The 11,781-nt window shown below is 65.3% G+C and carries 11 protein-coding genes and 3 tRNA genes; 8 read left to right on the top strand and 6 right to left on the bottom strand.

Annotated elements, in window-relative coordinates; all coding sequences use genetic code 11:
- Positions 1 to 66: 66 nt before the first annotated feature.
- From ACCD06_RS32370 to trxC, 5 genes are all read left to right on the top strand, one after another.
- Positions 67 to 618, top strand: a complete 552-nt coding sequence (locus ACCD06_RS32370; RefSeq protein WP_413346425.1) for an RNA polymerase sigma factor — start codon at positions 67 to 69, stop codon at positions 616 to 618.
- Between the two features lie 14 nt (positions 619 to 632).
- Positions 633 to 1,061 carry a hypothetical protein gene (locus ACCD06_RS32365; RefSeq protein ID WP_413346423.1) on the top strand — a complete coding sequence of 143 codons (429 nt, stop codon included), beginning with the start codon at positions 633 to 635 and terminating at the stop codon, positions 1,059 to 1,061.
- Positions 1,058 to 1,555, top strand: a complete 498-nt coding sequence (locus ACCD06_RS32360) for a periplasmic heavy metal sensor (RefSeq protein ID WP_413346421.1) — start codon at positions 1,058 to 1,060, stop codon at positions 1,553 to 1,555. The genes ACCD06_RS32365 and ACCD06_RS32360 overlap by 4 nt, the downstream gene beginning before the upstream one ends.
- Positions 1,556 to 1,799: 244 nt before the next feature.
- Positions 1,800 to 2,054 (top strand): hypothetical protein, encoded by a 255-nt coding sequence (locus tag ACCD06_RS32355; protein WP_246457282.1) that lies wholly within the window; start codon positions 1,800 to 1,802, stop codon positions 2,052 to 2,054.
- Between the two features lie 87 nt (positions 2,055 to 2,141).
- Positions 2,142 to 2,657, top strand: a complete 516-nt coding sequence (gene trxC, locus ACCD06_RS32350) for a thioredoxin TrxC (RefSeq protein ID WP_413346419.1) — start codon at positions 2,142 to 2,144, stop codon at positions 2,655 to 2,657.
- 184 nt (positions 2,658 to 2,841) lie between these two features.
- On the opposite strand, the gene ACCD06_RS32345 is transcribed toward trxC, so the two are convergent.
- Both ACCD06_RS32345 and ACCD06_RS32340 read right to left on the bottom strand, forming a co-directional pair.
- Positions 2,842 to 4,905: a methyl-accepting chemotaxis protein gene (locus tag ACCD06_RS32345; RefSeq protein WP_413346417.1), complete on the bottom strand. Its 2,064-nt coding sequence runs from the start codon at positions 4,903 to 4,905 to the stop codon at positions 2,842 to 2,844.
- Positions 4,906 to 5,150: 245 nt separating this feature from the next.
- The gene (locus tag ACCD06_RS32340) at positions 5,151 to 5,975 is read right to left on the bottom strand and encodes an SDR family NAD(P)-dependent oxidoreductase (RefSeq protein WP_413346415.1); all 825 of its coding nucleotides are present in this window, start codon (positions 5,973 to 5,975) and stop codon (positions 5,151 to 5,153) included.
- Between the two features lie 184 nt (positions 5,976 to 6,159).
- Here ACCD06_RS32340 and ACCD06_RS32335 point away from each other — a divergent pair, with 184 nt between their 5' ends.
- A complete protein-coding gene (locus ACCD06_RS32335) occupies positions 6,160 to 7,362 on the top strand; it encodes a THUMP domain-containing class I SAM-dependent RNA methyltransferase (protein WP_413346413.1) in 1,203 nt (400 codons plus the stop codon).
- A gap of 4 nt (positions 7,363 to 7,366) precedes the next feature.
- Here the strand turns inward: ACCD06_RS32335 and ACCD06_RS32330 are convergent, their stop codons facing one another.
- Complete coding sequence (locus ACCD06_RS32330) at positions 7,367 to 7,714, bottom strand: cytochrome P450 (RefSeq protein ID WP_413346411.1); 348 nt, start codon at positions 7,712 to 7,714, stop codon at positions 7,367 to 7,369.
- A 20-nt stretch (positions 7,715 to 7,734) separates the two neighbouring features.
- On the opposite strand from ACCD06_RS32330, the gene ACCD06_RS32325 reads away from it, so the two are divergent.
- Both ACCD06_RS32325 and ACCD06_RS32320 read left to right on the top strand, forming a co-directional pair.
- A complete protein-coding gene (locus ACCD06_RS32325) occupies positions 7,735 to 8,919 on the top strand; it encodes an AAA family ATPase (RefSeq protein WP_413346409.1) in 1,185 nt (394 codons plus the stop codon).
- A gap of 176 nt (positions 8,920 to 9,095) precedes the next feature.
- Positions 9,096 to 11,231, top strand: coding sequence for a S8 family peptidase (locus ACCD06_RS32320; RefSeq protein ID WP_413346407.1), 2,136 nt, complete (start codon positions 9,096 to 9,098; stop codon positions 11,229 to 11,231).
- 189 nt (positions 11,232 to 11,420) lie between these two features.
- Here ACCD06_RS32320 and ACCD06_RS32315 read toward each other — a convergent pair.
- From ACCD06_RS32315 to ACCD06_RS32305, 3 genes are all read right to left on the bottom strand, one after another.
- Positions 11,421 to 11,496, bottom strand: a tRNA-Glu gene (locus ACCD06_RS32315).
- 45 nt (positions 11,497 to 11,541) lie between these two features.
- Positions 11,542 to 11,617: transfer RNA gene (locus ACCD06_RS32310), tRNA-Glu, on the bottom strand.
- A 69-nt stretch (positions 11,618 to 11,686) separates the two neighbouring features.
- Positions 11,687 to 11,762: transfer RNA gene (locus ACCD06_RS32305), tRNA-Glu, on the bottom strand.
- Between the last annotated feature and the right edge of the window lie 19 nt (positions 11,763 to 11,781).

Raw genomic sequence — 11,781 nt, 5'->3', positions numbered from 1 at the left:
AGAGGGAGGTGGCGCCTCTCCCCCCTCTTGGGCATAGTTCTCGCCCACGGCATGAGCGGAGCCCCGGTGGCCGACGACACCGACAGCGACGACGGGTTGATGGAGCGCGTGGCCGGTGGCGACGCCGCCGCCTTCGACCGGCTGGCCGCCCGCCACATGCGCCGCGCCGTGGCGCTGGCCCAGCGGATGACCGGCAACCCGTCCGACGCCGACGAGATCGCGCAGGAGGCCTTCCTGCGGGTCTGGCAGCATGCCGGCCGCTGGGACGGGGCGCGGGCCGCCTTCACCACCTGGCTCTACCGCATCGTCATGAACCTCGCCATCGACCGCGGCCGCCGTCCCGGTTGGTCGCCGCTGGAGGACGCCGGCGATCCGCCCGACGAGTCCCCCGACGCGCTGACCCGCATCGCCGAGCGCCAGACCGCCGAGCGGGTCAACCGGGCGCTGGCCGCCTTGCCCGACCGCCAGCGCGCCGCCGTCGTGCTGTTCCACCAGGAGGGGCTCAGCCTGCGGCAGGCCGCTGAGGTCCTGACCATGAGCGAAAGCGCCTTCGCCTCGCTGCTGGCCCGCGCCCGCGCCGCGCTGAAGACCGCGCTCACCGCCGCCGACGCCCCATGAGGAGGGAGGATGCCATGACCGACGAAGACTTCCTCCGCCACCTGGACGAGTACGGCGCCGCCCCGGAGCGCTGGCCGCCGGAGTTGCGCGCCGCGGCCGACGCCGCGCTCGCCCGCTCCCCCGCCCTGCGCACGGCGCTGGAGGATGCGCAGTCCTTCGACCGCCTGCTCGCCACCCCCGCCCCGCCGGTGGAGGATGCCCGCGTCGACCGGCTGCTGGCCGCCGTCGGCAAGGCGGCGCGCGCCATGCCGCAGGACAGCATCGCGATGCTCCTGCTCGGCCGGATGCCGCGGCGGACGGTCGCCGGCTTCTGCGTCGCCCTGCTCGCGCTCGGCTGGCTGACCGGACAGCTTGCCAGCCCCGCCCCCACCGCGCCGCGCAGCCAGGAACTGGCCCTGCTGAGCGACGAGGTCGTCACCCTGTTCGACGGAGACTCCCGATGAGCGGTTTCGCCGCCCCCCAGCCGTCCGTCCTGACCCGACTGCGCCAGCGGATCAGCCTGCGCACGCTGGCCCTGGCATCGCTGGCGCTGAACCTGTTCCTCGGCGCCATGCTGGTGGCGACGATCCGCAACCCGCCGCCCCCGCCCTACCGGCCGATGCCTGACCGCTTCGTCGAGCATGTGGCGGCCGACCTGTCCGACGCCGACGCCGTTGTCCTGCGCGCCGCCTTCGAGCCGCTGCGCCCGCGCTACGACGCGCTGTCCCAGGAGTACCGCGAGGCCGGGCAGCGGGTGCGCGCCCTGCTCCAGGCCGAGCCTGTGGATTTCGACTCCCTGCGCGCCGCGACCTCCGCCGCCCGCGCCAAGCGCCGCCAGATCGGCGAACTGACCGAGGAAACCGTGCTGTCCATCCTGCCCGACCTGTCCCCGGCCGGCCGGCTGCGGCTGGTCGGCGGATCGGGGGCGGAGAAGCAGTCCCATCCGCCCAAAAAATAGGCAAACCCACTCATCCACAGGCCGGACAGGCCAGCCGGAAGGGTGTGGATGATTCTGTTCGGAGATTGCGCACACATCTATCCACAGATTCTGTGGAGAAGAAAACCAGCGGAAATTTTATCCACACAAATTCACAAGTTATCATCCCCAAGTTTTATCGCCTGCCTTCCCATGGATCCTTGTATCCACCACCGATCCGGCATATCCAAATAACGTGGATCAGCAAGATTGGTGGGGGATCGTCATGATCGGAGATCCGTTTCATCCAAAGAAGGCGACGATCTCTTTGCGCGTTGACCGCCGAATCAAAGATGTCGCCAAGAATTACGCACGTCAGCGGCAGACGCCTCTGGCCGAGGTCATGCGCGACCTCTTGGCCCGCTACGTCGCCGAATGCGCGCGGGAGAATGCCCAGGCGACCCCGGACCTGTTGAAGGACCGGCCGGCGCAATATGTGGATTTCGCAAAGCTGGAAGGCCTAATGGGCCGTCAGGAGTAGGCCCGCCTGCCTTGAGGGGATCTTGAGCGGGCGGCTCCGGCCCCATACATCGACGGTGGACAAGCTGCCAGGGGAAGGAGCCCCGCCATGCCGCCCACCGCCCAAGCTTCCGGTCAGTCTTCCACAGGCCCCGGTTCTTCCACAGCCGCCGACAGCCTGCACATCGCCTGTCCGCATTGCGACACGCTGAACCGCGTGCCTCCGGCCCGTCTGGGCGGCGGCAAGTGCGGTCGCTGCGGCAACGCCCTGTTCGAAGGAAAGCCGGTGGCGCTCGACGCCCGCCGCTTCGCCGCGCATGCCGAGAAGAGCGACCTGCCGCTGCTGATCGACTTCTGGGCCGAGTGGTGCGGCCCCTGCCGCATGATGGCCCCCGTCTTCGCCCAGGCCGCGGCCCAGCTGGAACCCCACGTCCGCCTCGCCAAGATCGACACCGAGGCCTCTCCCGACCTCGCCGGCCGCTTCGCCATCCGCAGCATCCCGTCGCTGGTCCTGGTCCATCACGGCCGCGAAATCGCCCGCACCGCCGGCGCAATGCCGCTTCCGGCCCTGGTGACGTGGGTTCGGCAGACAATCCCCTCTCCCCCCCGCTCACGCGCAAACTAAGTTTGCGCTGACGCGACAGGCGGACCTCTGGTCCGCCGAAAGCGGGGAGAGGGTTAGGGTGAGGGGGGCGCGCGGCGAGGATCTTCAAGCATCGCGCACCCCCGGCTCCTTTATCAAATCCACGCGGTGCATCCCCCTCACCCCGACCCTCTCCCCGAGGGGGAGAGGGGGATAGCAACACCCCCTACGCCGCCCGCACCGTCGCGATGAAGGTCCCCACCTCCCGGCGCAGGCGCTCGGCCTCGACCGCCAGTTCCTGCGAGGTGCCGCGGACGCGGCCGGCGGCGTCGCCGGTCTCATGCACGGCGGTGCTGACGCCGGCGATGTTGCTCGACACCTCCTCGGTGCCCTGCGCCGCCTGGGTGACGCTGGAGGCGATCTCGCGGGTGGCGGCGGCCTGCTCCTCGATGGCCGCGGCGATGGCGGTGGTGATCTCGCTCATGTGGCCGATGGTCTTGCCGATGCTGCCGATGGCCTTCTGGGCGCCGCCGGTGGTCTGCTGAATCTCCTGCACCTTGGCCTGGATCTCGTCGGTCGCGCGCGCGGTCTGGCTGGCCAGCGCCTTCACCTCGCTCGCCACCACGGCGAAGCCCTTGCCGGCCTCACCGGCCCGCGCCGCCTCGATGGTGGCGTTCAGCGCCAGCAGGTTGGTCTGGGCGGCGATGCCGCTGATCAGTTCGACCACCGCGCCGATCTGCTCGGCGGCGGAGACCAGATCGCGCATGGTGCGGTCGGCGCCGTCGGCATCGGCCACCGCCTGGGTGGCGATGCGGGTGGAGTTCTCCACCTGCTGGCCGATCTCGGAGATGGAGGCCGACAGTTCCTCCGTCGCGGTGGCGACGGTCTGCACATTGGCCGAGGCCTGTTCGGAGGCCGAGGCGACCAGCAGCGACCGCTCGGTCGCCTCCTGCGCGGTGGCGGTCAGCTCGGTCGCGGCGTCGCGCATGCCGGTGGCGGCGTTGGCGACCGTGTCGACGATGCCCTTCACCGCGCTCTCGAAGGTGTCGGCCATCTGCATCATGGTCTGGCGGCGCTGGGCGGCGGCCTGCCGCTCGCTCTCCTCCTGCGCCTTGCGCATCCGCTCCATCTCATAGGCGTTGGTCTTGAAGACCTGGAGCGCACGGGCCAGCGCGCCGATCTCGTCGCGGCGCGCGTCGTCGGTGACGGCGACGCTCAGGTCGCCTTCGGCCAGACGGCCCATCGCCCGCGTGATGTTGCCGAGCGGCTTGGTGATCGCCCGCGAAATCGCCCAGGCCAGCAGCAGGCCGATCAGCAGGGCGGCGACCGTCACCATTGTGCCGCGCCCTTCGGCCGCCTTCACCTCGGCGGCGGCGGTGGTCTCCAGCTGCGACAGGAAATCGGCGGAATGGTCGCGGATCAGGCCGATCTTGTCGCCGATCTCCTTGCCGGCCTTGCCCAGCGTCTCATTGTTCAGCGACTTCAGCTGGTCGCTCAAGCTGGCGATGCGGTCGATGCCGGTGCCATAGGCCGGAAGCTTGGCGACCGCATCGGACAGCTTGGCCTTCACCGGCCCGTCCGCCATGCCGTCGCGCAGCGCCGTGGCCTTGGCGGTCACATCGGCCAGATCCTTGCGGATGCGCGCCAGATCCTCGGCCTGCGTCTCCGCCACGAAGCGGGCGACCAGCACGCGGACCAGCAGGTACTGCTCGCTGACATCGGCGGCCTGCACCGTGCGGTCGAGATCGCCCAGATCCTTCTCCGCCTTGACGGTCTCGCTCAGCGTGCGGCGGATGTCGGCGCCCAGCTTGTTCACCACCGACGCGACGATCGAGTCGCGCTCCGTCCGCGCGGCGACCAGTTGGTCGAAGCCGCCGGTCAGCGTCTTCTGCAGGCTGGCGATCTCCTGCGCCGCCTGGCGGTCGGTCGCGCTGGTCATGCGCGTGGTGGCGGCGTCCAGCTTCCTGGCGAACTTGTCCACGTCGACGCGGAAGCGGTCGGCCACCGCGGCGGAGCCGCTGGACACGAACTCCTCCGCCGCCCCCAGGGCGTCGGCCATGTTGGTGTCCGCCTCCGCCACCGCCATGGCGACATGCGACTGCCCGGCATAGCGGCGGAGCGCGTCGTCGCTCGATCGCAAGCCCGTCCAGGACACCGCCCCCAAGCCGACCAGCAGCGCGAGCGTCACGCCGAAGCCGGTGTAGATCTTGGTCGCCGTGCGCAGATTGGCGAAGGGACCGGCTTTGGTCGGTTGGGCGGCGGTCTGCCGGCTTGGGTGGGCGGCGTTCATGATTGGGGACCTCGTCTTCTGACCCGGCTGCTGGCAACTCTCCGATCTTTCGTGCGATCGGTTATCAACGAGGTAGCCTACAAGAACAATGCCAAAGGACCATTAACGCCGCGGTGTTTTTCTACCCTGTGAAATGACCCCTTTCCAATAGACTGCGCCACCTACCCTTCGCATTCTGCCAAGATCATTGAGATCGCTTTGCATTTTGCCAAAGCTTGACCTTCGCATTCGCGAAATCCTAGCCTTTAGTTATAGAACTGACCGCCATTCACCTCGATCGTCTGGCCGGTGATATAGCCTGCCAGCCGGTTGGAAGAGAGGAACAGGTAGGCGCCGACGCAATCCTCCGCCGTCCCCAGCCGTTTCAGCGGGATGCGCGCCGCAGTCTGCGACAGTTTGTCCGCGGTCGAGTAGCGCTGGTGGAAATCGGTGTCGATGGTGCCGGGCGACACCGCGTTGACGCGGATGCCGTGCGGTGCCAACTCCGTCGCCAGCGAGCGGGCGAGGCTGGCCTGGAACGCCTTCGCGGCGCTGTAGAGCGACGAGCCGGCGCTGCCGCCGGTGCGGCCGGAGATGGAGCCGGTGTTGACGATGGCCCCCCTCGACTCGATCAGCGCCGGCAGGGCGGCGCGGCTGGCGACGACCGCCGAGGCGGCGTTCAGGTCGAACTGCTGCTGCAGGAAATCATCGTCGATGTCGGCCAGCGCCACCCGGCCCAGCATGGTGCCGGCATTGTTGATCAGCACGTCCAGCCCGCCCAGCCGATCCACCGCCTGCTCCACCACCGCACGGGTCTGCCCCTTGTCGGCGAAGTCGCCGGCCAGCCCGACCACGCCGTTGCCCATGCCTGCCCCCATTGAGGCCGCCACGGCGTCCACCGCCGCCCGGTCGCGGCCATGGATGGCGACGCGGGCGCCGAGCTGGGCGAAGGCCACCGCCACCGCGGCACCGATGCCGCGGCTGCTGCCGGTGACCAGCACCCGCTTGTCCCGGAACTCCCGGGCAAGCAGGTCGGCGGGCCAGTTGCTGATGTCGGTAGCGGTGTTGGTTGCGGTGTCGGTTGCGGTCATGACGTGCGCTCTCCCTGCTGGCCGGCCGATCCGGTGTTCGGAATCGAAAGCCGGCTTGATTGTTCGTGTTCCAATCCGATCATAGGGGGCGGCGGCCCGCCGTCAATTGCCGGGTCGGCCGCGCCCCTCCCGGATCTGCGAGAATCCTGTCGTAGACGGCCGGCCTTCGGGCTATGTAGGCGGGATGAACACCGACCAAGACAAGACCGGCGCCGCGCAGCCCTTCGAGATTTTCCTGGTGGCCGCCCCCGGCCTGGAATCCGTGCTGTGCGCCGAGGCGCGCGAGCGCGGCTTCGCCAACCCCACCGCCGTGAAGGGCGGGGTGACGGTCACCGGCGGCTGGCCGGAGGTCTGGCGGGCCAATCTGGAGCTGCGCGGCGCCACCCGCGTGCTGGCGCGCATCGCCAGCTTCCGCGCCCTGCATCTGGCGCAGCTGGACAAGCGCGCCCGCCGGGTTCCCTGGGCCGAGATCCTGCGCGCCGACGTTCCGGTGCGGGTCGAGGCGTCCTGCAAGGCCTCGCGCATCTACCATGCCGGCGCCGCCGCGCAGCGCATCGAGCGCGCCATCGCCGAGGAACTCGGCGCCCCCATCGTCAAGGCCGCCCCCAAACCGACCGGCAAGACCGCCCGCAAGGACGCCGCCGGAGATACGGAGGCGGAGGACACCCGCGCCGTCCAGATCAAGGCCCGCATCGACGACGACCTCTGCACCATCAGCGTCGACAGCTCCGGCGAGTCGCTGCACAAGCGCGGCCACAAGGAAGCGGTCAACAAGGCGCCGATGCGCGAGACGCTGGCAGCATTGTTCCTGCGCCAGTGCGGCTATGACGGCCGCGAGCCGGTGGTGGACCCGATGTGCGGCTCCGGCACCTTCGTCATCGAGGCCGCCGAGATCGCCGCCGGCCTGAAGCCCGGCCGCTCCCGTCATTTCGCCTTCGAACAGCTCGCCAACTTCGACCCCGCCCTCTGGCAGAGCCTGCGCGCCGGCGGCACGCCCACGACGCCCACCGTCCGTTTCCACGGCAGCGACCGCGACGCCGGCGCCATAGCCATGAGCCGCGCCAACGCCGAGCGTGCCGGCGTCTCCGCCTGGACCGAGTTCACCCACCACGCCATCAGCGACCTGACCCCGCCCGAGGGTCCCCCCGGCCTCGTCATCGTCAATCCGCCCTACGGCGCCCGCATCGGCGAGGGCAAGTCCCTGATCCCGCTCTACCACGCCATGGGCCAGACCCTGAAAGCGCGGTTTGCAGGCTGGCGCGTGGGCATCATCACCAACGAAGCCGCCCTGGCGAAGGCAACGGAGTTGCCGTTCGAGGAGGGGGGCGTGTCGGTGTCGAACGGGGGGATCAGGGTGACGCTGTATCGGACCGCCCCCCTGCCCTGACCGCTCACCCGCCGGTCACGGGCGATAGCTGCAGGCACAGCTGCTTGTCCGGCCGCAACGACAGCCGCATGACCGGGCGCGGCGGCGCCACGCCGACAGGGACCAAAAGGGCGAAGCATTGCAGCAGCATGGCCGCGATCACCGTCAGTTCGGTCATCGCCAGATGCTGCCTCAGGCACACGCGCGGGCCCGCCCCGAACGGCATCTGGGCGCCGCGCGGGATGGGGGGGTGCGCCGGGCGCGAAGCGCTCCGGCCGGATGGCCAGCGGTTCGGGGAACCAGCGCGCGTCGTGCTGCATCGCCTGCACCGGCAGCAGGAACAGCGTCCCCACCAAAAAGCCGCCGACCTCACAAGCAATTTGGTGTAGGTGGGTGGACGAATTCATTCTTGAGAACAATTTCTCGTCCATGCTAAAAACGAGGACGAAAGGGCTTCGTAGCGAAGCAGCGGGCGAAATGAACAATATGAACGAATTTTTGGTCCAGGTAGCCCGACTCGGGTTGTCTGGACGGCCGCAGGATGTGCAAGCCTACCTGCGCCGGATCATCCGCAAGCTCGGGCCTGGTGACGAGTTAACGGGGCAAATCAGTGACCTACTCGCCAGTTCCCCCTACTTGGCTGCGCCCACCCGCGACGCTGGAATGAGCATGGTGCCCGTTGATGTGGACTCCCGCCTCAACCTCCTACGGCAAGAGCACCCTGTCGTCCTAGCCGACGAGCCCATCTTTCCAACGCAACTTCGCACGCGCCTTGAGCAGGTAGTTGCGGAACGCCGCAACCTTGCCGCATTGGAGCGTGAAGGGCTTGGCCCGACTCGCTCACTGCTTTTCGTAGGACCGCCAGGGGTGGGCAAGACTTTGAGCGCTCGGTGGCTTGCCCAACAACTCGACCGCCCCCTCTTAGTGCTGGATCTCTCTGCAGTTATGAGCAGCTACCTAGGAAAAACCGGAAGCAATCTGAGAAACGTGCTGGATTATGCCAAAGGTATACAATCAGTTCTTCTCTTAGATGAATTCGATGCTATAGCAAAGCGTAGAGATGATGAGGGAGAAATTGGTGAGCTAAAGCGCCTCGTCACCGTACTATTGCAAGAAGTTGACGAATGGCCCGATACAAGCCTTCTAATCGCCGCCACCAACCATGGAGAGCTTCTAGACCCCGCCGCGTGGCGCCGGTTTGACGATGTGCTGAATTTCGATGTTCCCCAAGACGACCTTCGCCAACAGGCGATAGAGCGGGCACTCGGTGAAGACCGAACCGCACTGGCCGACTGGATCCCCGTGCTCACCCGCATGTGGGAAGGCAGATCTTACAGCGACATTATGCGCACTGTTCGGCGCATGCGGCGGCAGGCTGTAGTGTTTACTAGACCCATTGTAGACGTGCTAATTGATACACTTTCCGATGATGCGCGTAATGCGTCGTCAGTTGATCGCAGGTTACTTGCGGAAAAACTGCATGCTGATGGAGTTTCAGACCGAAGAGTCAATGAAATTACAGGATTAGCCAGAGATACACTTCGAAAAATGTGGAAATCTGTGGAAAGCCCTCAATAATTTCTTTAAATTAGGAGGTGAGCATGGCCGCTCCGCGTTATCTCATTGGTGGGGGCGAACAACTCGCGGAGGATGTTCCTCGCCCAGGACGCAACCCAGGGGACAAGGCTCACCCTTATTCCTTCGAAACGGCTCGGCAACGCCTAGCCCCTCAGTGGAAGGATGCGGCAAGTAAATTGCGCAGCCTTCCGCCTCGCGCCTGCCCTGGGGGGCAAGCAGTAATTTCACTGACGCTCCATCCGACATATCTTGCAAAAAGTTACTACCCCGACAAGTTGCTCGAGGCATTGGATCTACGCCATGTAGGGAGTCGAGCCGTACACCTCATCCCGGAGCGCACCACAGGCGCAAAGGCACAAGCCGCAGCGGCACTCGGCAAAGCCAAACCACAGCCCGCGCCACAGTACTACCTTGCAGCCGATGCCGATCGCATTAAACGGTTTGCTGCCGAGGTAGATCGCTGGGCGCCATTCGATGAGGACATTTCCGACCAGTTTCGGCAGATCGAACTCGTCTCGCTTCCCGGCGAGGAACGCTTGAAACCAATCCCGGAGCAGTACCGCTCCCCAGGCGCAATCGTCCCCCTCGAAGTGGTACTGCATGCTTCTAACGGACAGGACAATAGGGCCATCCTTGCCGGCTTCAGAGACTATGTGAAGACGCTTGGGTTGGACGTCGATCTCAAAAGGCGTCGACACACCGGTGGACTCTGCTTCGTACCGATGCTTGCCCCTTACGAAACCCTGCCAGAGATTACAAAGTTCTCATTTTTGAGGGCGCTTCGTCGCGTGCCGCGTCTGGTGCCACTCGACCCTTTCGTGCGCCGCCTGACGTCGGGCTTTCAGGTAACCTTACCGGATGAAGACCCTTTAGCTTCGGACCTTGCCGTCGCCATCTTCGATGGCGGCCTGCCGGACGGCCACGCGCTCGGCAGATGGGTTGATCTACACGATGCGGCAGACGTTGGGACTCCCGTACCAGCATATCAAAGCCATGGCTTGGCCGTTACCTCGGCATTTCTTTTCGGGCCACTCAAGCCGGGGGCGACACCACCGCGCCCTTTCTCCCGAGTTGAGCACTGGAGAGTACTTGGCGACGATACCGTTCACGATGATTTTGAACTGTACTCCGTCCTGAGTCGCATAGAGGATGTTCTGGAATCCAAGACTTACGATTTTATCAATATAAGCTTAGGCCCAGATTGCGCCCTAGAAGATGACGACGTGAACGCATGGACGTCCACACTAGATAGCCTTTTGGTCGAGGGGAAGACCGTCGCCACGGTCGCCTGCGGAAACAATGGCGAGGCGGACAGCATGCTTGGCCTCAACCGTGTGCAACCGCCATCCGACGGCGTCAATATGATCGGCGTTGGCGCCACTGACACGGTGGGGACAGGATGGAGTCGAGCACCATACAGTGCGACGGGGCCCGGCCGAAGCCCTGGTTATGTAAAGCCAGACTTTTTAGCCTTTGGCGGTTCCCCAAGCACACCGTTTCTGGTCCTCGACGCCGATACACCGGGCTTGGGTCGCGGTGACATGGGAACAAGCTTTGCAGCACCCTTGGCAATGCGCGCTGGGGCAGGGATACGTGCGAAGTTTACCGAGGACTTGTGGGCTCCGACCATAAAAGCACTGATGGTGCACCATGCCAATCCAGAAGGCGCCCCTAAGCACGAGGTGGGTTGGGGGCGTCTCTCTCATGAACTGGACGACCTTGTCTTATGCGGAGATGGAGAGGCCCACATCATTTACCAACGCCAGATGCCACTTACAGGTTCCGTACGTCTTTATCTCCCCATACCGGACGGCATGACAGGAGATGTTTTCATAAAAGCCACTTTCTCATACTACTGTGACATCGACCCGGAAGACGCACTCAATTACACTCGCGCCGGACTCGATATCCAATTTCGACCGGATACCCTGAAGAGGGGAAAGCCGTATCAAAAAGATGGCCGGCTAATTACACCACGCACCCCTCCGTCAGACTCATTTTTTGGAGCGAACGATTTTTATTCGACTGAAGTTGAGAGACGCCAGGACGCCCAAAAATGGGAAACTACTCTAAGTGCAGCTAAAACCAAACGCAGCTCCTCTCTGAACCAACCTGCCTTCGATGTTAGTTACCTAGCACGAGAGCATGGGCATGGCGGCCGAAGGGATCCACAAACACGGTTTGCTTTGGTCCTGACTTTGAGGAACAAACGCATGACTGATCTCTACGAGAGAATTATCAATAGGTATCGAACGCGCTTGCAACCACTACGCCCGCGGCAGGAGATCCCGCTGCGCTTGCCGCGGCGCTAGCGCCAAAGTACACGCTCGGCCGTTGTCTAACGAAATCGTAGCGCGATGGCCGAGCTTCGGCAATGCGATCAGCATCATGGTTGCAAACCGATTCGGGCCGATGAAAGTACGCGAGCCACCGCTCAGACGTGTGTGCAAAACGTGCGCGAGGTGTCCAGAAGCCCTTGGTACATGAGGGCAAAAGGAGTGTGGCGTCCCCGACGGGAGTCGAACCCGTGTCGCCGCCGTGAAAGGGCGGTGTCCTAGGCCTCTAGACGACGGGGACATTGTACCTTCAAGCCCGCGCTCAACAACGCATCCAGCGCGTGGATGGCGTCCCCTAGGGGAGTCGAACCCCTGTTACCGCCGTGAGAGGGCGGTGTCCTAGGCCTCTAGACGAAGGGGACGTCTGGTCCCGATGCGCAACTCGCGGCGGTGGAGGCTGCCACCGGCCGCGCGACCCAACCTTGGAAGGTTGGCGTCCCCAAGGGGAGTCGAACCCCTGTTACCGCCGTGAGAGGGCGGTGTCCTAGGCCTCTAGACGATGGGGACGTCATCGGCGTGGGCGGGT

Source organism: Azospirillum sp. CT11-132 (genome assembly GCF_047302835.1).
Classification (GTDB): Bacteria; Pseudomonadota; Alphaproteobacteria; order Azospirillales; family Azospirillaceae; genus Azospirillum.
Note: the sequence above shows the minus strand (reverse complement) of the source record. Positions and strands in the feature narration are given on the sequence as shown.

Coding starts and splice junctions, on each gene's coding strand:
- ACCD06_RS32355 (WP_246457282.1), top strand. CDS start 1,800: ATGATCGGAGATCCGTTTCATCCAAAGAAGGCGACGATCTCTTTGCGC.
- trxC (WP_413346419.1), top strand. CDS start 2,142: ATGCCGCCCACCGCCCAAGCTTCCGGTCAGTCTTCCACAGGCCCCGGT.
- ACCD06_RS32365 (WP_413346423.1), top strand. CDS start 633: ATGACCGACGAAGACTTCCTCCGCCACCTGGACGAGTACGGCGCCGCC.
- ACCD06_RS32340 (WP_413346415.1), bottom strand. CDS start 5,975: ATGACCGCAACCGACACCGCAACCAACACCGCTACCGACATCAGCAAC.
- ACCD06_RS32335 (WP_413346413.1), top strand. CDS start 6,160: ATGAACACCGACCAAGACAAGACCGGCGCCGCGCAGCCCTTCGAGATT.
- ACCD06_RS32345 (WP_413346417.1), bottom strand. CDS start 4,905: ATGAACGCCGCCCACCCAAGCCGGCAGACCGCCGCCCAACCGACCAAA.
- ACCD06_RS32360 (WP_413346421.1), top strand. CDS start 1,058: ATGAGCGGTTTCGCCGCCCCCCAGCCGTCCGTCCTGACCCGACTGCGC.